This is a genomic window from Ornithinicoccus halotolerans (genome assembly GCF_009602535.1).
In the GTDB taxonomy this organism is placed as follows: domain Bacteria; phylum Actinomycetota; class Actinomycetes; order Actinomycetales; family Dermatophilaceae; genus Ornithinicoccus; species Ornithinicoccus halotolerans.
In genome coordinates this window covers 1-25329 of record NZ_WIQI01000036.1, presented here as the reverse complement: position 1 = coordinate 25329, position 25329 = coordinate 1, and the positions used below count along the sequence as shown (strand labels likewise).

The window sequence follows — 25329 nt, the reverse complement described above, 5'->3', positions numbered from 1 at the left end:
ACACCGTGGTCGTGCACCCCTCCGAGCGCGGCCACCTGAAGCAGGAGCTGGTCAAGGTCGGCTGGGCCGCCGAGGACACCCGCGCGCTGGGGCGGCGGCTCGCGGCCGTGCTGCGGGCCGGGGACCTGGTCGTGCTGACCGGGTCGCTGGGTGCGGGCAAGACCACCTTCACCCAGGGGCTGGGCGAGGGGCTGGGAGTGCGGGGGCCGGTCACCTCCCCGACGTTCGTGATCGCCCGGGTCCACCCGTCGCTGCGCGGCGGGCCCGCCCTGGTGCACGTCGACGCCTACCGCCTCGGGGGCGTCGAGGAGCTGGAGGACCTGGACCTGGAGGCCTCGGTGGCCGAGTCGGTGACCGTGGCCGAGTGGGGCGAGGGGCTGGTCGAGCAGCTGGCCGAGGACCGGCTGGTGGTGCGGCTGGAGCGGTCCGAGGACCCGGCGGAGGAGGCCCGGCTGGTCCGGCTGTCCGGCCACGGGGACCGGTGGGAGTCGGCAGCGATGCGGGTGGCGCTGCACCGGGTGCTGGGTTCGCCGGGCGGGCCGGACCTGGCCCGCTGCTGACGTAGGGTTCCGAGGCGTGAGCGAGGGTCAGGTCCTGGTGGTGTGCACCGGCAACATCTGCCGGTCCCCGCTGCTGGAGCGCGTGCTCCAGCACGCCGTGGACGAGCGGTGGGGGCCGGGCGCGGTCCCGGTGCGCAGCGCCGGCACGCGCGGGCTGGAGGGCAGCCCGATGGATCCGCAGGCCGCTGAGCGGCTCGCCGGCTTCGGGGGGCTGTCGGCCCCGGACTTCGTCGCCCGCCGGCTGACGGCCGCGATGGTGGCCGAGGCCGACCTGGTGCTGACGGCCACCCGGCAGCACCGCGGCCTGGTGGCGCGGGCGCACCCGCGTGCGCTGCGCTACGCGTTCACGGTGCTGGACCTGGCCGACCTGGCCAGTGAGCTGCGGCCGGAGGACGTGGCCGCCGACGGCGAGGATGGGCCGACGTGGGTGCGCGCGCTCGTGCAGGCCGCGGCGGCCCGGCGGGGGATGCGCCCGCCGCTCCCGCCGGAGGCGGCCGACATCGTCGACCCGTACGGGCGGGACGTCGCCACCTACGACCGGATGGCCGCCCAGGTGCGCGAGGCGCTGCCGGTGCTGACCGCGGCGCTCACCGCCCGGCTGCCGGTCGACGGGGTCGGCGGGGCAGGCGTAGCAGCACCCGTGCCCTGACCGCCTCCGGCGCCAGCGCGCCGACCGTCCAGGAGTCCACACCCTCTCCCAGCGCTTCCGACTCGACCCACCAGCGGCCGTCCGGCTCCCGCCGGGTCACCCGCTTCACCGCCACCGGCCGCGGCCCCTCCGGCCCGGGCGGCAGCTCCACCAGCGCCAGGCCACCGACCCGCGGCGGGGCGTCGTGCCAGACCAGCAGCCGGTCACCGGGCCGCAGCGTCGGCCACATCGACCGGCCGCGCACGCGGGCCAGTCCCAGCGGGCGGGTCCACCACCGGCGGCCGGGCACCGGCCTCAGCGCTGCGCGCCGCGGTGGCGCACCTGCTCCGGCACGTGCTCCACCGCGGGGGCGTGCTCCTTCGTCACCCGGCTCAGGAAGCTGCGGGTGCGCTCCTCCCGGGGGGACTGCAGCACCTCGGCCGGCGACCCCTGCTCGACGACCACGCCGGCGTCCATGAAGACCACCCGGTCGGCGACCTCCCGGGCGAAGGCCATCTCGTGGGTGACCACCACCATGGTCATGCCCTGCTCGGCCAGGTCGCGCATGACCGCGAGCACGTCACCGACCAGCTCCGGGTCCAGCGCGGAGGTCGGCTCGTCGAAGAGCATCAGCTTGGGCTGCATCGCCAGCGCTCGGGCGATGGCGACCCGCTGCTGTTGCCCGCCGGACAGGCTGGCCGGGTACTCGTGCGGCTTGTCCTCCAGCCCCACCTGGTCCAGCAGCCGCAGCGCCTCCTCCCGGACCTGCCCGCGGGGGCGGCGCTGCACGACGACGGGGGCCTCGCAGATGTTCTCCAGCACCGTCTTGTGCGGGAACAGGTTGAACCGCTGGAAGACCATGCCGATCTCGCGGCGCTGGGCGGCGACCTCCGCGTCCTTGAGCCGGTGCAGCCGGCCGTCACGCTCCCGGTAGCCCATCAGCTCGCCGTCGACCCAGATCCGGCCGCCGTCGATGCTCTCCAGCTGGTTGATGCAGCGCAGGAACGTGGTCTTGCCGGAGCCGGAGGCGCCCAGCAGGCACACCACCTCGCCCGGGTCCACGGTCAGGTCGATGCCCCGCAGCACCTGGTTGTGGCCGAAGGACTTGGTGACGTTGACCGCCTCGACCAGCGGCCGGGTCGGCGCGTGCCGCTCGCTCGGGGCCGGCGCTGGGGCGCTCACGCGGGTGCCTCCTCGCGCTGGCCCACGGGGGCGCGCCGGGTGCCGAAGCCCCGGTTGAAGTAGCGCTCCAGGTAGTACTGCCCGATCATCAGCAGGCTGCACACCGCCAGGTACCACAGGCACGCCGAGACCAGCACCGGGAAGATCTGGAAGGTCCGGGAACCGATGGTACGCAGCTGGAAAAACAGCTCCGTGGTCAGCGGCAGCCCGATCAGCAGCGAGGTGTCCTTGACCATGGAGATGATCTCGTTGCCGGTCGGCGGCACGATCACCCGCATCGCCTGGGGGAGCACGATCCGCCGCATCGTGCTGCCGCGGTCCATGCCGAGCGCCTCGGCGGCCTCCGTCTGGCCCTTGTCGACCGACAGGATGCCGGCCCGGGCGATCTCGGCCATGTAGGCCGCCTCCGACAGGCCGAGCCCGATCGCGCCGCCGGTGACGCCCATGAAGATCTGGTTGGCGTCCAGGGTGAGGAAGCGCCAGTCCCCGTCGAGCCCCAGCAGGCCCATGATCTGCTGGTCGAACGGCACCCCCAGCGCCAGACCGTCCCGGAACACCACCCCCATGGTGCCCATGATGGTGAGCAGCACCAGGCGGGGCACCGCCCGGAAGAACCACACGAAGACGAACGAGACGGTCGACAGCACCGGGTTGGGTGACAGCCGCATGACGGCGAGCAGCACGCCCATGACGATGCCGACGACCATCGCCAGCAGCGTGACGAACAGGGTCCCCACCGCCAGCCCCCGCAGCACCGGGGCCGAGAAGGTGATCTCCAGGACGAACGGCCAGTTGAACGCGGGATTGGTGACCAGCAGGTGGACGAACATCGCCACCAGCACGCTGATCGCCCCGACCGCCAGCCACCGCAGCGGGTGGCGCACCGGGACGGCGTCGATCCGTCCCGGCCGCTCCTGCTGCGCTGGCCCTCCCCGCTCAGGGGTGGCGGTGGGGTCGCCGGTCATCAGGGGTTGACGGCGAAGTCGTCGATGGCGCCATCCTGCAGGCCCCAGTCGGAGAGGATCTGCTCGTAGGTTCCGTCCTCGGCGAGCTTCTCCAAGGCGCCGACGATCGCCTCGGCCAGCTGCTCGTCCTCGGTGGGGAGCACGTAACCGTAGGGCGCGGAGTCGTAGATGTCCCCGACCGGCTCGATCTGGTCACCGGTCTGCTGCACGGCGTAGGCGATGACGGGGGAGTCGGCCAGCATCGCGTCGGCCTTGCCGGAGACCAGCGCGGCGGTGGCCTCGTCCTGGCCGGTGTAGGGCTGCACCGTCATCGGGTTGCCCTCTTCCTCGCAGGCCTCCTCCTTCGGCGGCAGGTCCTCCTCGAACTGCACGGTGTCGGTCTGCACGGCGACGGTGAGCCCGCACGGCTGCTGCGGGTCCACGTTCTCGGGGTTGCCCGCCGCGACCGCCCACTGCGTGCCGGCGTTGAAGTAGCTCACCATCGTGACCTGCTCCTTGCGCTCCTCGTTGATGGTGAACGAGGAGACGCCGGCGTCGTACTTGCCACCGGTCACCCCCGCGATGATGGTGCCGAAGTCCGCGCTCTGGTACTCGGTCTCCAGGTCCAGCGTGGCCGCGACCGCGTCGAAGAGGTCGATGTCCATCCCGATGATGGTGCTGCCGTCCTCGTCGAGGTACTCGTTGGGCGCATAGCTGGGGTCGGTGCCGATGGTCAGCGTGCCGGCCTCGCGGATGTCGTCCGGGACCATCCCGGCCAGCTCCTCGTCGGCCTGCACCGAGCCCGCGGCGTCGCCGCCGCCTTGCTCGGGACTCTGCCCCGCGGGGTCCTCCTCGGTGTCGCCCCCGCAGGCTCCCAGGACGAGGGCGAGCAGGGCGGTGCTGGCGAGGGTGGCGCGCGTGGTGCGGCGTCGGGTCATGGTCTTCCTTCCAACCAGGGGGATGCGGGTCATTGTCTCACCTGGCGCGGCCGTGGCCGAACCGGTGCGACACGCCGCCGGGAAAACTGATGCCGCGTGAGGGGTAGCCAGGGGCTGGGTCATGCCCTAGTCTGCGTTTGGTCAAGAGACAGTAAAGTTCCTTGACCCGACTGGACGGACTCTGGGGGCCTGACATGTCAGGACATGCACGAACCGCCACCGCTGTGAGCACGCTCGGGGGCATCCCGCGGGTTGACCGCGCGGGGGACGCTGACCAGTTCTTTGTGCTACCCGGCGGGAGCGGGAAGGGGGGCCCGCAGCCGGGCGCCCAGCTGGGGGGCCGGCGGCGGCTGAGCCGCTACCTGTGGGCGCTGCGCATGCTCGACCTGGGCATCGTCGTGGCCGCGGTCGTGCTGGCTCAGCTGATCCGGTTCGGGTTCGAGTCGGCCACGGTGAGCGCCAACGAGCCGATCGCCTCCGGGCTGAGCTACACGCTGCTGTCGGCCGCCCTGGTCGTCGGCTGGGTCGGCCTGCTGCACCTGCACGGTGCCTACGACGGCCGGCTCTCCGGCCACGGGGTGCAGGAGTACCGCGCGGTGGTGAAGGCGTCTGGCTGGCTGTTCGGGGCGCTGGCGGTCGTCGGCTACGCGGCCGGCCTGGACATCGCGCGGGGTTACGTGCTGGTGGCCTTCCCGGTCGGGACGCTGCTGCTGCTGCTCGGCCACTGGCGGGCGCGGCGGTGGCTGGTGCAACGACGGGCGCGGGGGGAGCACAGCGACCGGGTGCTGATCGTCGGGGACCGGGCGCACGCGCCCGACCTGGTAGCGGCGCTGTGCCGCACGCCGGCCGCGGGACTGGACGTGGTGGGGCTGTGCTCGGACGACGTGGACGACGGCGAGCTGTCGGGGGTACCGGTGCTGGGCACCGAGGCCGACGTCCTGGTGCAGGCGATGGCCCAGCAGGTCGACGTGGTGGCGGTCTCCTCCTCCGCGGGGCTGGGCGCGGCCGGGCTGCGCCGGCTCGGGTGGGCGCTGGAGGGCACCGGCATCGACCTGGTGGTGGCACCGGGAATCCTTGAGGTCGCCGGCCCCCGGGTGATGACCCGCCCGATCCGGGGCCTGCCGCTGCTGCACGTCGAGGCGCCCTGCATCTCGGGGCCGCGCCGCGTGGCCAAGGCGGTGCTGGACCGGGTGGGGTCGCTGCTGCTGCTGCTGGTGCTGTCGCCGCTGCTGGCCGTGCTCGCGTTCGCCGTGTGGCGCGAGGACCGGGGACCGGTGCTGTTCCGGCAGGTGCGGGTCGGGCAGGATGGGCGCCCGTTCACCATGCTGAAGCTGCGCACCATGATCACCGACGCCGAGCAGCGGCTGCCCACGCTGATGGCGGCCAACGAGGGTGCCGGACCGCTGTTCAAGCTGCGCGAGGACCCGCGGGTGACGCGGGCGGGCAAGTGGCTGCGCCGCTACAGCCTGGACGAGCTGCCGCAGCTGGTCAACGTGCTGCGGGGGGAGATGAGCCTGGTGGGTCCGCGGCCGCCGCTGCCGCGGGAGGTCGCCGAGTACGACCTGCAGGCGCGCCGGCGGTTGCTGGTCCAGCCGGGGATGACCGGGCTGTGGCAGATCAGCGGCCGCAGCGACCTGTCGTGGAGCGAGTCGGTGCGGCTGGACCTGTACTACGTCGAGAACTGGACGCCGCTGCTGGACCTGATGATCCTGTGGCGGACCGCCCGGGTGGTGGCGGGCAGCGAGGCCGGGGCCTACTGAGCCGGAGGCGCCGGTAGTTTGGGGCCATGCTGGCCGCCTACGTCTCCTCGCTGCAGCCCCAGGACCCGCTCGCCGGCCTGACCGTCGGCGAACGGCCCGAGCCGGCGGCGCCGCCGGGGTGGGCGCGGGTGCAGGTGCGGGCGGCGGCGCTCAACCACCACGACCTGTTCTCGCTGCGGGGCGTGGGACTGCCGGAGGACCGGCTGCCCATGATCCTGGGCTGTGATGCGTCGGGTGTCACCGACGACGGCCGGGAGGTCGTGGTGCACTCGGTGATCAGCTCGCCGGGCTGGCAGGGCGAGGCGACCCTGGACCCGGGGCGGAGCCTGCTGTCGGAGGTGCACCAGGGCACGCTGGCCGAGCAGGTGGTCGTGCCGGAGTCGAACCTGGTCGACAAGCCCACCGAGCTCAGCCACGAGGAAGCGGCCTGCCTGCCGACGGCCTGGCTGACCGCCTACAAGATGCTGCACGTCGGCGCCGGCGTCACACCGGGGGCGACCGTGCTGGTCCAGGGAGCCGGCGGCGGGGTGGCCACCGCGGCGCTGCAGATCGGCCGGGCGACCGGCTACCGGATGTGGGCGACCAGCCGCAGCTCGCAGCGCCGCTCCCGTGCCCTCGAGATCGGGGCCGACGCGGCGTTCGAGCCCGGCGAGCGGCTGCCGGAGCGCGTCGACGCGGTGCTGGAGACCGTGGGCGCGGCCACCTGGGCGCACTCGCTGCGGAGCCTGCGGCCGGGGGGCACGGTCGTGCTGTCGGGCGCCACGACCGGCGATGAGGTGGGCCGCGCCGGCTTCGCCCACATCTTCTTCCGCCAGCTGCGGGTGGTCGGCGCCACCATGGGCAACCGGGAGCAGCTCGGCCGTGTCCTCGAGCTGGCCCGGGTGACCGGGGTGCGCCCGGTCATCGACCGGGTGCTGCCGCTGTCGCGGGCCGCCGACGGGCTCGCCGCACTGGCGGCCGGGGAGGTCTTCGGCAAGGTGGTGCTCGTCCCGTGACCACCGCCGAACCCGCCGGCGCCGCGGTCACCGGCTACCTGGGGCCGGCCGGCACGTTCACCGAGCAGGCCGCCCGGCAGCTGCACCCGGAGGAGGAGCTGTGGCCAGCGCCGTCGGTCGCGGCGGCGCTGGAGGCCGTCCGCGCGGGCCGGCTGGAGCGCGCGGTGGTGCCGTTCGAGAACTCGGTCGAGGGGTCGGTCTCCGCCACCCTGGACGAGCTGGTCCGCGGCGACCGGCTGCAGATCCGGGCCGAGGCCCACGTTGAGGTGGAGTTCTCCGTGCTCGCCCGCGCCGGCACCTCCCTCGGCCAGGTGCGGCGGCTGGCCACCCACCCGCACGCCGCGGCGCAGACCCGCGGCTGGGTGGGCACCCACCTCCCGGCGGCCGAGGTGGTGCCGGAGTCCTCCACCGCCCGGGCGGCGGCGCTGGTGGCCGCCGGCGTCTACGACGCGGCGATCGCGGCGCCCCTGGCTGGCGACCGGCACCGGCTGGAGGCGCTGGCCGAGCAGGTGGCCGACCGTCCCGGGGCGGTGACCCGTTTCGTCGAGGTGGGCCGGCCCGGCCCGCCGCCGGCCCCGACCGGAGCCGACACCACCACCTTGGTCGCCTACATCCGGCAGAACCGGCCCGGTGCGCTGCTGGAGCTGCTGGAGCAGTTCGCGGTGCGCGGGGTGGACCTGACCCGGCTGGAGTCGCGGCCGACAGGGGAGGAGCTGGGCCAGTACTGCTTCACCATCGACGCCGTCGGCCACCTGGCCGAGCCGCGCGTCGCGGAGGCGCTGACCGGGCTGCGGCGCACCTGCGCCGAGGTGCGGTTCCTCGGCTCCTACCCGCGCGCGGACGGCCGGGTGCAGCCGGTCGACCCGGAGGCCGGTGAGGAGGCCTACACCGAGGCGCAGCGCTGGGTGGCCGCACTGCGCGGGTAGCGGCGGGCCGCTACAGCTGCAGCCACTGCTGCCAGCCGGCGTGCAGCACCAGCCAGGCGATGAGGCCGTAGCCGGCCTGCCCGGGGTGCTGGCCGTCGCCGGCGGCCAGGTCGGACTGCCACTGGTCGTGGTCGCGCAGCGGGTGGAAGCAGTCGACGAAGGGCACTCCGCGTCGCTGGCACACGTCGGCCTGGGCGTCGGCGAGGACCTCCACCCTGGCGTTGCGGTCGGCCTCCAGGGTCGGCGGCGGACCGACCACGAACGTGGCGATGCCGGTGCTGGCCGCCTCGTCGAGCACGTTGGCCAGGTTGAGCCGGGAACGGGCGGTCGTGGTGCCGCGGTCGACGTCACCGGCCCCGGCCGAGACCACCAGCCGGCGCTCCTGCCGGCCGGCCCAGCGCGGTTCGCACTCGGTGCGCCAGCGGTCCATCACCTCGGCGCTGGACTGCCCCCGCACCCCCAGGTTGTAGGCGGTGAGGACGTGCCCCTCGGCAGGGGTGCGGGCGACGACGCGGCTCACCCAGCCCAGCGCCTTGGGGTCACCGAACCCGGCGACGTAGCCGTCGCCGACGAAGCACAGCCCGATGTCACGGGGCCCGTCGGCCACGTGGAACTCCGCGCTCGGTGCGAACTCCACGGACGTCTCGTCGCTCCGGGCGGTCACGGCAGTGGTCCTCCTCCTGGGGCCGGCGGCCCCTCGTGGGTGTGGGAGTCGTCTCCCTAGTCCTCGTCGTCGAGGGCGTCATCGTCGTCCAGCCGCGCCAGCCAGGTCGCGAGCCGCTCGACCGGTGTCTCGAACTCCGGGTTCAGGTCGACGAAGACACGCAGCTGGTCGGCCAGCCAGGCGAGGGTGACCTCCTCCTCGCCGCGGCGGCCCGCCAGCTCCTCGATGCCGCGGTCGGTGAAGTACACGCCCGCAGACTAACCCGAGCCGACCGGCAGCTCGCAGTGCCAGGACTGCGTCGTGTACCCGGTGCGCCAGCCCAGCGACCGGTACAGGTCGTGCGCCCCGGTCGGGGAGTCGGCGTCCACCTCCAGGTCCACCCGGTCCCGCCCCCGCGCGGCCGCGTCGGCGATCACCGTGCCCAGCAGGGTACGCGCCACGCCCCGGCCACGGGCGCTGGCGAGCACCCCCAGGTAGTCGACGTAGGAGCCGTCCGGGCGGGCCCGGCCCGCGTCGTCGGCGCCGTGACCCGCCACCGTGCTGGCGACCAGGGCCCCGGCCGGCTCGCCGTCGACCAGCGCCAGCCACCAGTGGTCCCAGCGGTGCCCCGGGTCCTCCCGCAGCCGGGTGAGGAACTCCTCGAAGTCCTCCCGGTGGGAGTTGAAGTGGTCGGTGAAGGAGGCCTCCAGCACGTGGTGGACCGCCCTCAGGTCCGACTCCTCGGGCATGCCCGCCGCTTCCTCCCGTCGCACCCGGCGGACCTCCACGCCGGCGTCGGGCTCCGGCGGGCTGCCCTCGGCGGGGGTGACGGGGCGGCTCATCTGCCACCAGTTGCGCACGTGGCGGTAGCCGGCCCGACCCAGCCAGCGCTGCTGGCGGGAGTCACCGGCGAACGCACCGGAGTCCAGCTGCGTGCGCTCCAGCCCGCGGGCGGCGGCCAGCCAGGCCCCGTCCCGGGCGGCGCGCTCGAAGCACCAGGCCGCGACCGGGTCGGCCGCCTCCTCCGCCAGGTCCGGGTCCACGGTCACCGCCACCAGGACCCGGCCGGCGGCGCGGTCGTGGCTGCTCGTCCACGCCCGCAGCACGCCGTCCGCGTCCTCGACGACCACCTGCTGGCGCCGGGCCGCTCCCGGGCCGGTGACAGTGGCCGCTACCTGGTGCTCGTGCGCACCGGCCCGGCCGCGGGCCGCGCGCTCGTGGGCCCGGAGCAGCCGGGTCAGCGCCGGCACGTCGGGCTCGGCCGGCGGTCGGGCCGACCACCCGGCGGGGAGGTGGGCAGGGGAGGGTGCGGGGTCCGCGGGGGACGTCATCGCCGGGACCTGCCGCCCCTCACCGGTCGAAGGCGCGCTTGAGCAGGTCTGCCTGCTCGACCGCGTGCACCTTGGTGGAGCCGGTGGCCGGTGCGGCCGAGGCCGGCCGGCTGACGACCCGCAGTGGCCGCTTCTCACCGTGCTCGGCCATGGCACCGGGCATGGTGAGGGCCATGTGCGGCCAGGCGCCCTGGTTCTCCGGCTCGTTCTGCACCCAGACCAGCTCGGCGTTCGGGTAGCGGCGCAGCTCCTCGGCCAGCTCGCGGCCAGGGACCGGGTAGAGCTGCTCCACGCGCACCACCGCGGTGCGGTCGTCCTCGCGCTTGCGCCGCTCCTCCTCCAGGTCGTAGACGAGCTTGCTGGAGGCCAGCAGCACCCGCTCCACGCCCTCGCCGTCGAGCTGCTCGGGGTCCGGCAGCACCGGACGCCAGGTGCCCTCGGTGAACTCCTCCGGGCTGCTGCCCGCGGCCTTCAGCCGCAGCATCGCCTTCGGGGTGAAGACGATGAGCGGCGTCCGCGGCCGGTGGTAGGCCTGCCGGCGCAGCAGGTGGAAGTAGGACGCCGGCGTCGAGGGGTAGGCCACCATCATGTTGTCCTCGGCGCACATCTGCAGGAAGCGCTCGATGCGGCCCGAGGAGTGGTCCGGCCCCTGCCCCTCGTAGCCGTGGGGCAGCAGCAGCACCACCGAGGAGCGCTGGTCCCACTTCTGCTCCGAGGCGGAGATGAACTCGTCCACGACGACCTGGGCGCCGTTGGTGAAGTCGCCGAACTGGGCCTCCCACAGCACCAGCGCGTCCGGGCGTTCCACGGAGTAGCCGTACTCGAAGCCCATCGCCGCGAACTCGCTCAGCAACGAGTCATAGATCCACAGCTTGGCCTGGTCCTCCGACAGGTTCCGCAGCGGCGTCCACTCCTCGGCGCTGCGCTTGTCGGTGAGCACCGCGTGCCGCTGCACGAAGGTGCCGCGCCGCGAGTCCTGCCCGGCCAGCCGGACCGGAGTGCCCTCCAGCAGCAACGAGCCGAAGGCGATCAGCTCGCCCATGGCCCAGTCGATGCCTCCCTCGCGCACCATCTGCCCGCGCTTCTCCATCAGCTGGAACAGCTTCGGGTGCACCGTGAAGCCCTCCGGGGGCTGGGTGAAGGCCTCGCCGATCCGCTGCAGGACCGCGGGCTCCACGGCGGTGGCCCGCCGCTGCGGCGGGGCGGCCCGGTCCTCCTCCTGGGCCTGCGGACGGTCCAGGCCGCCGCCGGTCTCGTTCTTCAGCGCGGACTTGGTCTCGGTGAAGACCTGCTCCAGCTGGCGCTGGTAGTCGCGCAGTGCCTCCTCGGCGTCCTCGATGGTGATGTCACCGCGGCCGATGAGCGACTCGGTGTAGAGCTTGCGGACCGAGCGCTTGCTCTCGATGAGGTCGTACATCAGCGGCTGGGTCATCGACGGGTCGTCGCCCTCGTTGTGGCCCCGGCGCCGGTAGCAGACCAGGTCGATGACGACGTCCTTGTGGAACGCCTGCCGGAACTCGAACGCCAGCTGCGCCACCCGCACGCACGCCTCCGGGTCGTCCCCGTTGACGTGGAAGATGGGGGCCTGCACCATCCGGGCGACGTCGGTGCAGTAGACGCTGGAGCGCGAGGAGCTGGGGCTGGTCGTGAAGCCCACCTGGTTGTTGATGACCACGTGGATCGTGCCGCCGGTCCGGTAGCCGCGCAGCTGGGACAGGTTGAGCGTCTCCGCCACCACACCCTGGCCGGCGAAGGCCGCGTCACCGTGCAGCAGCACCGGCAGCACCGTGAACCCCTCGCTGGACAGGTCCAGCCGGTCCTGCTTGGCGCGCACGATGCCCTCCAGCACCGGGTTGACCGCCTCCAGGTGAGAGGGGTTGGCCGCCAGGTAGACCCGGGTGGTGTCCCCCTCCTCGGTGCGGAACTCGCCCTCGGTGCCCAGGTGGTACTTGACGTCGCCGGAGCCCTGCACCGAGCCGGGGTCCTGGGCGCCCTCGAACTCCCGGAAGATCTGCCCGTAGGACTTGCCGGCCAGGTTGGCCAGCACGTTGAGCCGGCCGCGGTGCGGCATGCCGATGCAGACCTCGTCCATGCCGTTCTGCGCCGAGTCGGTGAGCACCTGGTCCAGCATCGCGATGACGGACTCCCCGCCCTCGAGGCTGAACCGCTTCTGCCCCACGAACTTGGTCTGCAGGAAGGTCTCGAACGCCTCCGCCCCGTTCAGCCGGCGCAGGATCCGCAGCTGCTCCTCGGGGGAGGTGCGCGCGTACGGGACCTCCACCCGCTCCTGGATCCACGCCCGCTGCTCGGGGTCCTGGATGTGCATGTACTCGATGCCGACGGTGCGGCAGTAGGTGTCGCGCAGGATCCCCAGGATCTTGCGCAGCGTCAGCCGCGGCTGGCCGCCGAACCCGCCGGTGGGGAAGGTGCGCTCCAGGTCCCACAGCGTGAGGCCGTGGTTGGTGATGTCCAGGTCGTGGTGCCGCCGCTGCCGGTACTCCAGCGGGTCGGTGTCGGCCATCAGGTGGCCACGGACCCGGTAGGCGTGGATCAGCTCCTGCACCCGCGCGGCCTTGGAGATGTCGTCCTCGTGGGAGGCGGACACGTCGGGGGCCCACCGCACCGGCTCGTAGGGGATGCGCAGCGAGGTGAAGATCTCGTCGTAGAAGCCCTCGTCACCCAGCAGCAGCTGGTGCAGGATCCGCAGGAACTCTCCCGACTGCGCGCCCTGGATGATCCGGTGGTCGTAGGTCGAGGTGAGGGTGAGGATCTTGCTGACCGCGTTGCGGGCGATCTGCTCGGGGCTGGCACCCTGCCACTCGGCGGGGTAGTCGAGCGCGCCCACCCCGATGATGGCGCCCTGGCCCTTCATCAGCCGCGGCACCGAGTGCACCGTGCCGATGCCGCCGGGGTTGGTCAGCGTGATGGTGGTGCCCTGGAAGTCCTCGAGGGCGAGCTTGCCGTCGCGGGCCTTGCGCACCAGGTCCTCGTAGGCCGCCCAGAACTCCGCGAAGTCCATCTCCTCGGCACTCTTGATGCTGGGGACGAGCAGCTGCCGGGACCCGTCGGGCTTGGGGACGTCGATGGCCAGGCCCAGGTTGACGTGGGCCGGCTCCACGAGCGCGGGCTTGCCGTCCTCCTCCAGGTAGCCGTTGTTCATCGCCGGCATCGCCTTCACGGCCTGCACCAGGGCGTAGCCGATCAGGTGCGTGAAGGAGACCTTCCCGCCGCGGCTGCGAGCCAGGTGGTTGTTAATGACGGTCCGGTTGTCGATCAGCAGCTTCGCCGGCAGCGACCGCACGCTGGTCGCGGTGGGCACCGACAGGCTGGCGTCCATGTTGCTGACGACGCGTGCGGTCGCGCCCTTGAGGCGCACGGTGCGGGCCTCCGTCTGCGGGCCGGTGGCCCGCCGGGCCGGGGCGTCCCGGGGAGTCGGCTTGCTCTCGCCCTTGGCCTCCTCGGCGCGGTCCTGCTCGCCGCGGTCGCTGGGCGGCTGCTCCTTGCCCTTGTCCTTGGCCTCGTCCGTGTCCGTGTCCTTGTCCTTGTCCTTGTCCTTGGGCTGGGACGCGGCCTTGTCCTTGGGCTTGGCCTCGTCCTTGGACGTGGTCTTCTCCGTGGACGGGGTTGTGGCCGTGCCGTCGCCGTCCTTGGCGGCCCGGTCCCGGACGGTCCGCTCGTGGGCCGCCTTGGCCTGCGTGGCCGGCGCGGGCTCCTTGGGGGCGGCTGTGGTGGTGGCGGCGCGAGAGGAACGGGGCTCCCCGGCGGCGGTGGTGTCCCGGGCGGCCGGCCGCTCGCTGCCGCGGGAGGCCCCGGCCGGCTGGGAGCCGCTCCCGTCGTTGGCCTGCTCGGCGCGGGGGCCGTCGGCGACCTCGGCGGGCTGGGAGGGCGCGGCCGTCGAGGGTCCACCGTTGCTGCCGGAGGCGGAGGCGGGCTGGTAGTCGGCGAAGAACTCGCGCCAGGCCGGTCCGACCGAGGCCTCGTCCTGCAGGAACTGCTGGTACTTCTCCTCGACGAGCCACTCGTTGGTCCCGAAGGCTGCTAGTGGGTTGTCGCTGCTGGTGGGCTGGTCTGCCACGGCCTCTGCGCCTCTTCCTCACTGAGTTGACAGGCGTAACGTGTCCTCCCCAAAGCCTAGCCCTCCGTGTCCGTCCCGGGCGCGTCGGGGCAGCGCGGCCGTCAGGACCCGTCAGAGCACGTCGCGACGGCGTGTCAGCCAGATCCCCGCCAGCGTCATCACCGCCGCGTAGCCGGCCAGCACCAGCAGGCCGCCCCACCACGGCAGCTGCTCCGGGCTGGCGCCCATCGCCGCGGCGATGCGCGGGTCGATGTCGCTGTAGACGTCCATCGCGGCGAGCGTGGCCTGGCTCGGGAAGTACTGGGCCAGCCCGTCACCCCAGTCGAGGAACGACAACCCCCACGCCAGCAGCGGCTCCACGATCCAGGCCGCGGCCACGGCCACGAACAGCGCGGCCACCTGGTGGGGGATCAGCACGCCGGCACCCAGCCCGATGAGCGCCCACAGCGCGAGCGCGACCACCTGCAGCAGCAGCGTCCGCAGCAGCAGGCCGGCGTCCGGGAACACCGGCAGGTCGCCGAGGGCCAGCACGGTGCCGCCGCCCAGCAGCGCGCCGGCGACGAGCAGCGACCCGCCGGCGAGCCCGGCGACGGCGAGGGCGACGGCCTTGGCGGCGACCACGCGCCCGCGCCGGGGCTCGGCCAGGAACGTCGTCGTGGCGGTGCGGTGGCGCAACTCCTGGCCGATCACCACGACCCCCACCACCAGCGTGAGCAGGTAGCCGATCTGGGCGGCACCGGTGTAGACCATGCGGGCCAGCGCCAGCGCCGGCAGCGTGTCGGTGATCTCCAGGCCCTCGCCCAGGCCCGGGACCGAGCCGTGGGTGAGGAAGAACGCGACCAGGGCGGCCAACGCCACGCCGGAGAGCAGCAGCGCCAGCCCCATGCCCCACCACAGCCGGGTGGTCGTCAGCTTGGCCAGCTCGGCCCGCACCAGCCGGATCACGGTGCCTCTCCGTCGGGTTGCGGCTGCGCCAGCACCGGGTCCTGCTGCTGGGTGAGCCGGAAGTAGAGCCGCTCCAGGTCCGTGCGCAGCGCCCGCAGCTCGTGCACGGTCACCCCTCCGGCGCGGGCCGCGTCTCCCACGGTGGCCAGGCTGGCGCCCTCCACGGTGAACGCACCGGGCCCCTGGTCGGGTGCCGGGGCGCCCTCCAGCCCGGCGGTGCGGACCGCCCGGGCGAGCTCCTCCGGCTGCGGGGAGCGAACGAGGACGGTCGGCGGCCCGTGCAGCTCCTCGATCGGTCCCTGCCGGACCAGCTGCCCGCGGGCGATGATGACCACGTCGTCGGCCGTCTGCTCGACCTCCGACAACAGGTGCGAGGAGACCAGCACGGTGGTCCCGCCGTCGGCCAGGTGCCGCAGGAAGCCGCGCAGCCACCGGATGCCCTCCGGGTCCAGCCCGTTGGCCGGCTCGTCCAGCAGCAGCACCTGCGGGTCGCCGAGCAGCGCAGCAGCCAGGCCCAGCCGCTGCCGCATCCCCATCGAGTAGCCGCCCGCCCGTCGCCGCGCCGCCCCGGCCAGCCCGACCAGCTCCAGCAGCTCGTCCACCCGGCGGTCCGGCACGCCGTGGGTGGCCGCGATGACCCGCAGGTGGTCCCGGCCGGAGCGGCCCGGGTGGAACCCCGTCGCCTCGAGCGCGGCCCCGACCGTGTGCAGCGGCTGCCGGAGCGCGGCGTAGGGGCGCCCGCCGATGAGCCCCTCCCCGGCCGTGGGCCGGATGAGCCCGAGCAGCATCCGCAGCGTCGTGGTCTTCCCCGCGCCGTTGGGCCCCAGGAACCCGGTGATCCGTCCGGGGGCCACCTCGAAGGTGAGCGAGTCCACGGCCAGGACCTCCCCGAACCGCTTGGTCAGCCCGCGGACGGAGACCGCGGTCCCGCCAGCCGCGCGCTGGTTCTCAGATGGCACGGGCACAGTCTGGCAGCAGGGCGAGCCGCCGCGCTGGCTAGAGTCCAGTCGTGCCCCCTCCCACCCTGCGCATCATCGCGGGAGCCAGCCTGGTGACCACGCTCGGGGCGCTGCCGCCGTTCCTCGTCGGGGCCCAGGCCGTCGTCATCGCCCGGGACCTGGCGCTGGACCCGGCGCGGCTGGGAGTCGTGGTGGCGACCTTCTTCGGGGCCGCCGCGCTCGGCGCGGTGCTGGGCGGGGGCCTGGTCGACCGGGTGGGCCGCCGCTGGGGGCTGGTGCTGGCCGGGACCCTGGTGTCCAGCGGCGGGCTCGGGCTGGCGCTGCTGGCTCACTCCTGGTGGGCGCTGGTGGCGGCGATGGTGGTGCTCGGCCTGGCCAACGCCGCCTGTCAGGTGACCAGCAACCTGGCCATGGCCAGCGCCATCCCCCCGGGACGGCGCGGGCTCGGGTTCGGCGTGAAGCAGGCGGCTGTGCCGACGGCGATCCTCCTCGGCGGGCTGGCCGTCCCGACCGTCACGCTGACCCTCGGCTGGCGCGCGACCTTCGTCACCACCGGCACCGCCGGGCTGCTGCTGCTGGCCGGGGGCCTGCTGGGCAGCGGCCGGGAGGCCCGGCCGGTCCGCCGCGCGGCCGGGCTAGACCGGCCGGCGACCGCACCGCTGGTCGTCATCGCCGTGTCCATCACCCTCGCCAGTGCCGCCGCGAACTCACTGGGCACGTTCCTGGCCGGGTGGGCCCACCAGGCCGGGCTCACGGTCGCCGAGGCCGGTCTGCTGCTGGCGGCCGGAGCGGTCTGCTCCATCGTGGTGCGGGTGATCGTGGGATACCGGGCCGACCGGCGCCACGGCGCGAACCTGCCCCGGGTGGCGGCGATGATGGCGGTGGGGGCCGCTGGCCTGACCGCCGTGTCGTTCCCGCTCCTGCCGCCGGTGCTCATCGGTGCCCTGGCGGCGTTCGCGGTCGGCTGGGCCTGGCCAGGCCTGCTGCTGTTCGCCGTGGCCCGGCTGGGACGCGACACCCCGGCGCTGGCGTCCGGGGTGGTGCAGGCCGGCGCCTTCGTCGGCGGCGCGCTCGGCCCCGTCCTGTTCGGCGTCGCGGCGGGCGGCCTCGGCTACCCGGTGGCCTGGCGGCTGGCGGCCGGATGCTTCCTCGCCGCCGCCGTGCTGGCGCTGGTGGCCCGCCGGATGTTCCGCGCGGACCTGCGGGCGCGGCCGCCGCGGGAGCCGCTGGGCTACGGCGGGGGCCGGGAGCAGCCGCTGTACTGGGCGGGCCGGCCGGCCGACGACACGAACGGGCCGGAAGCCGCTCCCTCGCGGGAACGATCCGGTCCCGAGGGCTGAGCGCGCCTCAGAGCTTGACGACCACCGTCTTGGTCTGCGTGACGGCGTCCATCGCCTCATAGCCCTTCTCCCGGCCGTAGCCGGACTTGCCCCAGCCACCGAACGGCAGCTCGACGCCGCCGCCGGCGCCGTAGTTGTTGACGAAGACCTGCCCGGCTCGGATACCGGCCGCGAGCCGGTGGGCGCGTGCCAGGTCGCGGGTCCACACCGCGCCGAGCAGCGCGTACTCGGTGGCGTTCGCGAGGGCGAGCGCCTCCTGCTCGTCCTCGAAGGTCATCGCCGTCAGCACCGGCCCGAAGACCTCCTCCTGGGCGATCCGCGCCCTCGGGTCCACGTCGGCGACCAGGGTGGGCAGGAAGAAGGCTCCGCGGGCCAGCTGCTCGTCCTCGGGCGGGCCGCCCCCGCACCGCACCTGAACGGGGTCGACGTCCTCGAGGAACCCGCGGACCCGCTGCAGCTGCTTGGTGGAGACGAGCGGGCCGAGGTCGGGGTCCTGCGAGCCCGGGCCCAGCGTGGTGGCGGCGAAGGCCTCCTCCACGCGGGCCAGCAGCTCCTCCTTGACCGAGGAGTGCACGAGCAGCCGGGAGCCGGCCGAGCAGGTCTGCCCCGCGTTCTGCAGGATCGCTCGTCGGATGGCCTCCGTCGCCTCGTCCAGGTCGGCGTCGGGGAAGACCAGCTGGGCCGACTTGCCGCCGAGCTCCAGGACGGTCGGGACCACCCGGTCGGCGGCCGCGTGCGCGATGCGGGACCCGACCTCCGTGGAGCCGACGAAGCCCAGGTGGGCCACGCCCGGGTGGGCGGCCAGGGCGGCGCCGGCCTCCGCGCCGATCCCCGTGACCACGTTGACGATCCCGGGCGGGAGGCCCGCCTCGACCGCCAGCCGGGCCATCGCGACCGCGGTGCGCGGGGTCTCGTCGGCCGGCTTGAGCACGATGGCGTTGCCGGTCGCGGCGGCCGTGGCGACGCTGCGGGCGAACAGCTGCATCGGGTAGTTCCACGCCACGATGGCCCCGACCACGCCGAACGGCTCCCGCCGGGTGTACACCAGCAGGTCCGGGCCCTTGGGGATGGTCTGCCCGTAGTAGGAGTCGATGGCGTGCCCGTAGAAGCGCAGGTACCGCGCGGCGACGGCGGCGTCCACCCGGGCCTGGCTGAGCGGCTTGCCGGTGTCCTCGGACTCCAGGCGCGCCAGCTGCTCGGCGTCCCGGTCGACCAGCGCCGCCCAGGCGACCAGCAGGTCCGAGCGCTGCTCGGGAGCGGTCGCGGCCCAGGCCGGCTGTGCCCGCGTGGCAGCCTCGACCGCCTGGTCCACCTCCCGCTGCCCGCCGCGGCCCACCGGGCCCAGCGAGCTGCCGGTGGCGGGGTCGATGTTGTCGTAGGTCTCGGCCGAGGCCAGCTCGTGGCCGCCGATGAAGGAGTGGGTCGCTGCGGGCACGGTGACTGCCTCTCCTCGGACGGGCGCGCCCCTCGGGCGGGCGCCACGGGAACGGACGAGGCCCGGGCCCACGGGGCGGCGGGTCCGGGCCTCGGCGATGTCCGGCAGACATCGCAGCGCGCCCCCGGCAGGATTCGAACCTGCGCTCCCGCCTCCGGAGGGCGGTGCTCTATCCCCTGAGCTACGGGGGCAACGGCGTGACACATTACCAGCCGCACCGGGGTGCTCCGGCACCGCCGCGTCCCGGGAGCTGGTCGCAGCGTGCGTAGACTTCTCGGGGTGACTCCGGAACAGCTCGCTGATGCCATCGTCGCCGCGCTGGGCGACGCCGTCGCCGCGGGAGAGGTGGCCGTGGCGGTGCCCCCCGAGGTGCGCGTGGAGCGTCCCCGGAGCAAGGAGCACGGCGACTGGTCGACCAACGTGGCGCTGCAGCTGGCCAAGCAGGCGGGGGTGCCGCCGCGGGAGCTGGCCGGCCGGCTCGCGGACCGGCTGTCGGCGGTACCGGGGGTGGCCGCCGTCGAGGTCGCCGGCCCGGGGTTCCTCAACATCACCCTGGACGCGGCCAGCGCCGGTGAGCTGGCCCGCACCATCGTCACCGCGGGGGACCGGTACGGACACAACCAGTCGCTGGCCGGCCACACCATCAACCTGGAGTTCGTCTCCGCCAACCCGACCGGCCCGCTGCACGTCGGCCACACCCGCTGGGCGGCGCTCGGGGACGCGCTGCGGCGTCTGCTGCTGGCCAGCGGCGCCGACGTCACCGCCGAGCACTACATCAACGACGCCGGCGCCCAGATGGAGAAGTTCGCCGCCTCGATCCTGGCCCGTGCCCGCGGGCAGCAGGTGCCCGAGGGCGGCTACCCGGGGGAGTACGTCACCGACCTGGCCAAGCAGCTGCTGACCGAGCGGCCCGACCTGCTCGAGCTGTCCGAGGAGGAGGCGCTCAGGATCGCCCGAGACCGCGGCTACAGCCTCCAGCTGGCCCACATCCAGGACACCCTGGAGCGGTTCCACGTCCGCTTCGACGTGTGGTTCTCCGAGAAGACGCTGCACGACGGCGGCCACGTCACCGCCGCGGTGGAGCGGCTGCGGCAGCAGGGCCACGTTTTCGACGCCGACGGGGCGGTCTGGCTGCGCACCACCGACTTCGGCGACGACAAGGACCGGGTGCTCATTCGCGCCAACGGCGAGCCGACCTACTTCGCTGCCGACGCCGCCTACTACCTGAGCAAGAAGGACCGTGGGTTCACCGAGAAGGTCTACATGCTGGGGGCCGACCACCACGGCTACGTGAGCCGGCTGAAGGCGATCGCCGCGTGCGCCGGCGACGAGCCCGACCGGAACATCGAGGTCCTCATCGGCCAGCTCATCTCCATCGCCGGGGAGCGGATGGGCAAGCGCCGCGGCAACGCGATCTTCCTCACCGACCTGCTGGAGTGGATCGGCTCCGACCCGCTGCGCTACTCGCTGGCCCGGTTCCCGGCGGACTCGCCGCTGGACCTGGACGGGGAGCAGCTGCGCCGGCGCAGCAACGACAACCCCGTCTTCTACGTGCAGTACGCGCACGCCCGCACCTGCAACGTCTCCCGGCTGGCCCGCGAGGACGGGGTGCACCCCCAGGAGGGCTTCGACCCCGCGCTGCTGCAGCACGAGACCGAGTCGCTGCTGCTGGCGGCGCTCGGCGACTTCCCCCGGGTCGTCGCCCAGGCGGCCGAGCTGCGCGAGCCGCACCGGGTGGCCCGCTACCTGGAGGGCCTCGCCGGCCGGTTCCACAAGTGGTACGACGAGTGCCGGGTGCGGCCGACCGCCGGAGAGACGGACGTGACCGACCTGCACCGCACCCGGCTGTGGCTCAACGACGCCACCCGCCAGGTGCTCGCCAACGGGCTGGACCTGCTCGGCGTGACCGCCCCGGAGCGGATGTGAGCGCGCTGCGGGTCGCCCTGCTGGGCTGCGGGACGGTCGGGTCCGCGGTCGCGCAGCAGCTCATCGAGCGAGGACCGGTGCTCGCCGAGCGGATCGGCCGGCCGGTCGAGCTGGCCGGTGTCGCCGTGCGTGACGGCAGCCGGGAGCGTGACGTGCCCGGGGTCGGGCAACAGCTGTTCACCGAGGACGCCGAGGGGCTGGTCGCCGAGGCCGACCTGGTGGTCGAGCTGATGGGCGGCACGGAGGCCACCGGCGACCTGGTGCGCTCGGTGCTCGCCCGCGGGATCGGGGTGGTCACGGCCAACAAGCAGCTGCTGGCCGCCCGCGGCCCGGAGCTGCACGCGGTCGCGGCCGAGTCCGGGGCGCCGCTGCGCTACGAGGCGGCGGTCGCCGCCGCCATCCCGGTGCTGCGGGTGGTGCGCGAGTCGCTGGCCGGGGACGAGATCGAGACCATCCTCGGCGTGCTCAACGGCTCCACCAACTACGTGCTCGACACCGTCGACCACAGCGGCGTGGCCTTCGACCACGCCGTGGCCGAGGCCGGGCAGCTGGGCTACCTCGAGGCGGACCCGACCGAGGACCTGGAGGGCATCGACTCGGCCGCCAAGATCCTCATCCTGGCCCGGCTGGCGTGGGGCTGTGACCTCACCCTCGAGGACGTGCAGACCACGGGCATCACCGGGCTGACCGACGAGGACTTCGCCAACGCGCGCGGCACCGGCAGCGTCATCAAGCTCGTCGCCTCCGCCCGCCGCGCGGGCCACGGCCGCGACGCCAGCTACGAGCTGGCGGTGCAACCGGTCGCGCTGGACCGGACCCACCCGCTCGCGGGGCTGCGCGGCGGCGGCAACGGCGTCGTCATCGACACCGTCTCGGCCGGCACCCTGCAGCTGTTCGGCGCGGGGGCAGGCGGCCCGCAGACCGCCTCCGCCGTGCTGGGCGACCTGGTCGAGGTGGCCAGAGCCGCGGCCGCGACACGGCGCTGAGGAGACCGTGCCGGAGCGGCACGGGGAAGTGGTAGTCTGAGGGCGCACCCCACGGCCACGCCGAGCGGATCGATGCGATCTCTCCCCGGCTGCGTGGGGCCCCACCGAGTATGCGCCCACGGGCTGCCGAGCCAAGGACGGTCATGGACGGCGCACGGTGGATTCCGCAAGCCCGGCTCTCGGTCGGGACTCACCCTGTATCCCCGGGCCGTCCGATCGGCCGGCCCCGACGAGGGGGAAGGATCCTTCGTGACAGATACCACAGACGTCGCCGCGACGTCGCGCACCAGCGGTGCGCTGAGCGCCATGCGCCTGGCCGAGCTGCAGCAGCTCGCCGGAAGCATGGGCATCCAGGTGACTCCGCGGATGCGCAAGGCCGATCTGGTGGCCGCCATCCGCGATCGGCGCGCCGAGCGCAACGGCAACGCCGCCTCGGCCGGCCGCCCGGACGCGGCTGCCGCCTCGAGCGACACCGAGCAGGCCCCGGGCTCGTCCGCTGCCGAGCGCGGCGAGCGGGAGCAGGCGCCGCGCCAGCAGTCCACCGAGCCGGAGCAGCGCCAGCAGCTGTTCACCGACGGCTCCGGCGGGGACCAGGCCGGCCGGACCCGCAACGGCCGCGAGTCGCGGGAGGCGCCCGAGACCGGTGAGGGGCAGCGGCGGGCCGGACGCGGCGAGCAGGACCGTGCCGACCGGCAGGACGACCGCCGCGAGCAGCGGCAGGGCGACTCGCAGCAGCGGCAGGGTGACTCGCAGCAGCGCCAGGGTGACGCGCAGCAGCGCGACGGCGACTCGCAGCAGCGCCAGGGTGACTCACAGCAGCGCGACGGCGGCGGCGACCAAGGCGGACCGCCCCGGGACGGGGACGACCGCCGTGGCGGCCGCCGGCGCAACCGGCAGCGGGGGCGGGACCGCAAGCGCGGTCGCAGCCGCGGGGGCGAGACCTTCACCGAGGACCAGGAGTCCTACAACCCCGAGGACGTGCTGGTCCCGGTGGCCGGTGTCCTGGACGTACTGGACAACTACGCCTTCATCCGCACCACCGGCTACCTGCCGGGCCCCAACGACGTCTACGTGCCCATGGGGATGGTGCGCAAGAACGGGCTGCGGAAGGGTGACGCGGTCACCGGTGCGGTCAAGGCGCCCAAGGACGGCGACCAGCAGGGCGGCGGTGGCAACCGCCAGAAGTTCAACGCCCTGGTGCGCCTGGACTCGGTCAACGGCCTCACTGTCGAGCAGGCCAGGCAGCGTCCTGACTTCTCCAAGCTCACCCCGCTCTACCCGCAGGAGCGGCTCCGGCTGGAGACCGAGCAGAAGAACCTCACCAACCGGGTCATCGACATCGTGGCGCCGATCGGCAAGGGACAGCGTGGCCTGCTGGTGGCCCCGGCCAAGGCCGGCAAGACGCTGATCCTGCAGTCGCTCGCCAACGCGATCACGACCAACAACCCGGAGTGCCACCTCATGGTGGTCCTCGTGGACGAGCGTCCCGAGGAGGTCACCGACATGGAGCGCGCGGTCCAGGGCGAGGTCATCTCCTCGACCTTCGACCGCCCGGCCGACGACCACACCACCGTCGCGGAGCTGGCCATCGAGCGGGCCAAGCGGCTGGTCGAGATGGGCGGCGACGTGGTCGTGCTGCTGGACTCCATCACCCGGCTCGGCCGTGCCTACAACCTGGCCGCCCCGGCCAGCGGCCGGATCCTCTCCGGTGGTGTGGACTCCGCGGCGCTGTACCCGCCCAAGCGCTTCTTCGGCGCCGCCCGCAACATCGAGAACGGCGGCTCGCTGACCATCCTGGCGACCGCGCTGGTGGAGACCGGCTCCAAGATGGACGAGGTCATCTTCGAGGAGTTCAAGGGCACCGGGAACATGGAGCTCAAGCTCGACCGGCAGCTCGCCAACCGGCGGGTCTACCCGGCGGTGGACATCAACAGCTCCGGCACCCGCCGCGAGGAGATCCTGATGTCCAGCGAGGAGCTCAAGATCCACTGGAAGCTGCGGCGCGTGATGTCCGCGCTGGACCAGCAGCAGGCCATCGAGCTGCTGCTGGACCGGCTGCGCAAGACCCGCAACAACTACGAGTTCCTGAGCCAGGTCCAGCAGACGTCCTCGATCCGGCTGGACGACGAGGACTGACCGCCACGCCGCTGCGGCCCCGTGAGCCCGGTCACCCGCCCGGGTGGGGGAATGCCGGTGGCCGCGGCGGCGTTTGGACCACGGCGGTCCAGCTCTGGCAGACTTGCCCCTTGGCCCTCCGGTTCACGGTCCCACGCCTGCGCGGGCCGACCCGGCGGACGCGATACCCACAGGAGACAGCCCATGAAGAAGAACATCCACCCCGAGTACGTGGAGACCACGGTGACCTGCAACTGCGGGCAGACCTTCACCACCCGCAGCACCGCCACGTCCGGTGCCCTGCGCGCCGAGGTGTGCTCGAACTGCCACCCCTTCTACACCGGCAAGCAGAAGATCCTGGACACCGGTGGCCGGGTGGCCCGCTTCCAGGAGCGCTACGGCAAGAAGGCCGCCAACTAACGACCTCCCCGCCGGCCCTGCGACCACGTCGCGGGGCCGGCGTAGTCGTCTGTGCGCCGCGGCCTGCGACCATGGCACCACCCCCTTCCTGGAAGGCCTGACCCGTGCTCGAGTCCGTCCAGCTGCTGCTGGCCGAGTTCGCCGATCTGGAGCGCCAGCTCGCCGACCCCGAGGTCCACGGCGACCCGGTGCGGCTGCGGCGGCTCAACAAGCGGTATGCGGCGCTGTCGCCCACCGTTGCGGCCTACCGGGAGTGGGAGGCGGCTCGGGGCGACGTCGCGGCCGCCGAGGAGCTGGCCGCCGAGGACCCGGCCTTCGCCGAGGAGCTGGCCGGCCAGCGCGCCCGCGAGGACGAGGCTGCCGAGCGGCTGCGGCGGCTGCTGCTGCCCCGTGACCCCGACGACGACCGGGACGTGATCCTGGAGGTGAAGGCGGGTGAGGGCGGTGCCGAGTCGGCCCTCTTCGCCGCCGACCTGGTGCGGATGTACCTGCGCTACTCCGAGCGGCGCGGCTGGCGCGCCGAGCTGCTCGACGCGACCGAGTCCGACCTGGGTGGCTACAAGGACGCACGGCTGGCGATCCAGGCGGGCGGCACCCCCGGGCCGGGGGAGGCGCCCTGGGCGCGGCTGAAGTACGAGGGCGGTGTCCACCGGGTGCAACGGGTGCCGGTCACCGAGAGCCAGGGCCGGATCCACACCTCCGCCGCCGGCGTGCTGGTCATGCCGGACGTGGACGACCCCGCCGAGGTCGAGCTGGACCCGCACGACCTGAAGGTCGACGTGTTCCGCTCCTCGGGGCCGGGCGGCCAGTCGGTGAACACCACCGACTCCGCGGTCCGGATCACCCACCTGCCGACCGGGCTGGTGGTCTCGTGCCAGAACGAGAAGTCGCAGCTGCAGAACAAGGAGACCGCGCTGCGGGTGCTGCGAGCCCGGCTGCACCAGCTGCGGGTCGAGGCCGCCGAGGCGGAGGCCTCGGCCCAGCGCCGCAGCCAGGTGCGCACGGTCGACCGCAGCGAGCGGATCCGCACCTACAACTTCCCCGAGAACCGCCTCGCCGACCACCGCACCGGGTTCAAGGCCTACAACCTGGACCAGGTGCTTGCCGGGGACCTGGACCCGGTCGTGCAGTCGGCGGTCGACGCCGACGAGGCGGCCCGGCTGGCCGCGCTCGGCGACGCGTGACCGGCGCCGACGTCCTGGTGCGCGCGGCCGCCGCCCG

Annotated in this window: 22 protein-coding genes and 1 tRNA gene; 11 read left to right on the top strand and 12 right to left on the bottom strand. The window is 73.7% G+C overall.

What is annotated here, in order from left to right:
• Positions 1–47: 47 nt before the first annotated feature.
• Positions 48–560: a tRNA (adenosine(37)-N6)-threonylcarbamoyltransferase complex ATPase subunit type 1 TsaE gene (gene tsaE, locus GFJ45_RS08400; protein ID WP_153396115.1), complete on the top strand. Its 513-nt coding sequence runs from the start codon at positions 48–50 to the stop codon at positions 558–560.
• A 16-nt stretch (positions 561–576) separates the two neighbouring features.
• A complete protein-coding gene (locus GFJ45_RS08395; RefSeq protein WP_153396093.1) occupies positions 577–1209 on the top strand; it encodes an arsenate reductase/protein-tyrosine-phosphatase family protein in 633 nt (210 codons plus the stop codon).
• Here the strand turns inward: GFJ45_RS08395 and GFJ45_RS08390 are convergent.
• Genes GFJ45_RS08390 through GFJ45_RS08375 form a run of 4 tightly spaced genes read right to left on the bottom strand, consistent with a single transcriptional unit; the run spans position 1148 to position 4285 of the window.
• Positions 1148–1498: a S24/S26 family peptidase gene (locus GFJ45_RS08390; RefSeq protein WP_228386716.1), complete on the bottom strand. Its 351-nt coding sequence runs from the start codon at positions 1496–1498 to the stop codon at positions 1148–1150. The genes GFJ45_RS08395 and GFJ45_RS08390 overlap by 62 nt on opposite strands.
• A gap of 5 nt (positions 1499–1503) precedes the next feature.
• Positions 1504–2370 (bottom strand): amino acid ABC transporter ATP-binding protein, encoded by an 867-nt coding sequence (locus GFJ45_RS08385; RefSeq protein ID WP_323368722.1) that lies wholly within the window; start codon positions 2368–2370, stop codon positions 1504–1506.
• The gene (locus tag GFJ45_RS08380; RefSeq protein ID WP_153396091.1) at positions 2367–3335 is read right to left on the bottom strand and encodes an amino acid ABC transporter permease; all 969 of its coding nucleotides are present in this window, start codon (positions 3333–3335) and stop codon (positions 2367–2369) included. The genes GFJ45_RS08385 and GFJ45_RS08380 overlap by 4 nt, the downstream gene beginning before the upstream one ends.
• Positions 3335–4285 carry an ABC transporter substrate-binding protein gene (locus tag GFJ45_RS08375; RefSeq protein ID WP_228386714.1) on the bottom strand — a complete coding sequence of 317 codons (951 nt, stop codon included), beginning with the start codon at positions 4283–4285 and terminating at the stop codon, positions 3335–3337. Before GFJ45_RS08375 ends, GFJ45_RS08380 begins: the two co-directional genes overlap by 1 nt.
• 191 nt (positions 4286–4476) lie before the next feature.
• On the opposite strand from GFJ45_RS08375, the gene GFJ45_RS08370 reads away from it, so the two are divergent.
• From GFJ45_RS08370 to pheA, 3 genes are read left to right on the top strand one after another with little or no spacing between them, the layout of a single operon-like run.
• Positions 4477–6012 carry a sugar transferase gene (locus tag GFJ45_RS08370; RefSeq protein ID WP_228386713.1) on the top strand — a complete coding sequence of 512 codons (1536 nt, stop codon included), beginning with the start codon at positions 4477–4479 and terminating at the stop codon, positions 6010–6012.
• 26 nt (positions 6013–6038) lie between these two features.
• Positions 6039–7007, top strand: a complete 969-nt coding sequence (locus GFJ45_RS08365; protein ID WP_153396087.1) for a zinc-binding dehydrogenase — start codon at positions 6039–6041, stop codon at positions 7005–7007.
• Positions 7004–7933, top strand: a complete 930-nt coding sequence (gene pheA, locus GFJ45_RS08360) for a prephenate dehydratase (protein WP_153396085.1) — start codon at positions 7004–7006, stop codon at positions 7931–7933. The genes GFJ45_RS08365 and pheA overlap by 4 nt, the downstream gene beginning before the upstream one ends.
• 10 nt (positions 7934–7943) lie before the next feature.
• Here pheA and GFJ45_RS08355 read toward each other — a convergent pair whose 3' ends face one another.
• From GFJ45_RS08355 to GFJ45_RS08330, 6 genes are all read right to left on the bottom strand, one after another.
• On the bottom strand, positions 7944–8597 hold the full coding sequence (locus GFJ45_RS08355) for a GDSL-type esterase/lipase family protein (RefSeq protein WP_153396082.1): 654 nt from the start codon (positions 8595–8597) through the stop codon (positions 7944–7946).
• Positions 8598–8653: 56 nt separating this feature from the next.
• Positions 8654–8845 carry a DUF6104 family protein gene (locus tag GFJ45_RS08350; protein ID WP_153396080.1) on the bottom strand — a complete coding sequence of 64 codons (192 nt, stop codon included), beginning with the start codon at positions 8843–8845 and terminating at the stop codon, positions 8654–8656.
• A 9-nt stretch (positions 8846–8854) separates the two neighbouring features.
• Positions 8855–9907, bottom strand: coding sequence for a GNAT family N-acetyltransferase (locus GFJ45_RS08345; RefSeq protein ID WP_153396078.1), 1053 nt, complete (start codon positions 9905–9907; stop codon positions 8855–8857).
• A 19-nt stretch (positions 9908–9926) separates the two neighbouring features.
• Positions 9927–13982 carry a multifunctional oxoglutarate decarboxylase/oxoglutarate dehydrogenase thiamine pyrophosphate-binding subunit/dihydrolipoyllysine-residue succinyltransferase subunit gene (locus GFJ45_RS08340; protein WP_153396076.1) on the bottom strand — a complete coding sequence of 1352 codons (4056 nt, stop codon included), beginning with the start codon at positions 13980–13982 and terminating at the stop codon, positions 9927–9929.
• A 111-nt stretch (positions 13983–14093) separates the two neighbouring features.
• Entirely contained in the window at positions 14094–14927 is an 834-nt protein-coding gene (locus GFJ45_RS08335; RefSeq protein ID WP_153396074.1) for an ABC transporter permease, read from the bottom strand.
• Positions 14924–15892 carry an ABC transporter ATP-binding protein gene (locus tag GFJ45_RS08330; protein WP_407670385.1) on the bottom strand — a complete coding sequence of 323 codons (969 nt, stop codon included), beginning with the start codon at positions 15890–15892 and terminating at the stop codon, positions 14924–14926. Before GFJ45_RS08330 ends, GFJ45_RS08335 begins: the two co-directional genes overlap by 4 nt.
• A gap of 44 nt (positions 15893–15936) precedes the next feature.
• Between GFJ45_RS08330 and GFJ45_RS08325 the strand changes: the two genes are divergently transcribed.
• Positions 15937–17226 carry an MFS transporter gene (locus GFJ45_RS08325; protein ID WP_153396070.1) on the top strand — a complete coding sequence of 430 codons (1290 nt, stop codon included), beginning with the start codon at positions 15937–15939 and terminating at the stop codon, positions 17224–17226.
• Between the two features lie 7 nt (positions 17227–17233).
• Here GFJ45_RS08325 and GFJ45_RS08320 read toward each other — a convergent pair whose 3' ends face one another.
• Both GFJ45_RS08320 and GFJ45_RS08315 read right to left on the bottom strand, forming a co-directional pair.
• Positions 17234–18661 carry an aldehyde dehydrogenase family protein gene (locus GFJ45_RS08320; RefSeq protein WP_153396068.1) on the bottom strand — a complete coding sequence of 476 codons (1428 nt, stop codon included), beginning with the start codon at positions 18659–18661 and terminating at the stop codon, positions 17234–17236.
• A gap of 119 nt (positions 18662–18780) precedes the next feature.
• Positions 18781–18852: transfer RNA gene (locus tag GFJ45_RS08315), tRNA-Arg, on the bottom strand.
• A gap of 88 nt (positions 18853–18940) precedes the next feature.
• On the opposite strand from GFJ45_RS08315, the gene GFJ45_RS08310 reads away from it, so the two are divergent.
• From GFJ45_RS08310 to prfA, 5 genes are all read left to right on the top strand, one after another.
• Positions 18941–20587, top strand: a complete 1647-nt coding sequence (locus GFJ45_RS08310; protein WP_153396066.1) for an arginine--tRNA ligase — start codon at positions 18941–18943, stop codon at positions 20585–20587.
• The gene (locus tag GFJ45_RS08305) at positions 20584–21573 is read left to right on the top strand and encodes a homoserine dehydrogenase (RefSeq protein WP_194288586.1); all 990 of its coding nucleotides are present in this window, start codon (positions 20584–20586) and stop codon (positions 21571–21573) included. Before GFJ45_RS08310 ends, GFJ45_RS08305 begins: the two co-directional genes overlap by 4 nt.
• A 249-nt stretch (positions 21574–21822) precedes the next feature.
• Complete coding sequence (gene rho / locus GFJ45_RS08300; RefSeq protein ID WP_407670384.1) at positions 21823–23709, top strand: transcription termination factor Rho; 1887 nt, start codon at positions 21823–21825, stop codon at positions 23707–23709.
• Between the two features lie 183 nt (positions 23710–23892).
• Positions 23893–24108: a 50S ribosomal protein L31 gene (gene rpmE / locus GFJ45_RS08295; protein ID WP_153396060.1), complete on the top strand. Its 216-nt coding sequence runs from the start codon at positions 23893–23895 to the stop codon at positions 24106–24108.
• 104 nt (positions 24109–24212) lie between these two features.
• Positions 24213–25292: a peptide chain release factor 1 gene (gene prfA / locus GFJ45_RS08290; RefSeq protein WP_153396057.1), complete on the top strand. Its 1080-nt coding sequence runs from the start codon at positions 24213–24215 to the stop codon at positions 25290–25292.
• The last annotated feature ends 37 nt before the right edge of the window (positions 25293–25329 follow it).

Bases quoted from the DNA above. Each gene is read 5' to 3' on its own strand.
- GFJ45_RS08345 (WP_153396078.1), bottom strand. From the start codon at position 9,907: ATGACGTCCCCCGCGGACCCCGCACCCTCCCCTGCCCACCTCCCCGCC.
- rpmE (WP_153396060.1), top strand. From the start codon at position 23,893: ATGAAGAAGAACATCCACCCCGAGTACGTGGAGACCACGGTGACCTGC.
- GFJ45_RS08365 (WP_153396087.1), top strand. From the start codon at position 6,039: ATGCTGGCCGCCTACGTCTCCTCGCTGCAGCCCCAGGACCCGCTCGCC.
- GFJ45_RS08380 (WP_153396091.1), bottom strand. From the start codon at position 3,335: ATGACCGGCGACCCCACCGCCACCCCTGAGCGGGGAGGGCCAGCGCAG.
- GFJ45_RS08375 (WP_228386714.1), bottom strand. From the start codon at position 4,285: ATGACCCGCATCCCCCTGGTTGGAAGGAAGACCATGACCCGACGCCGC.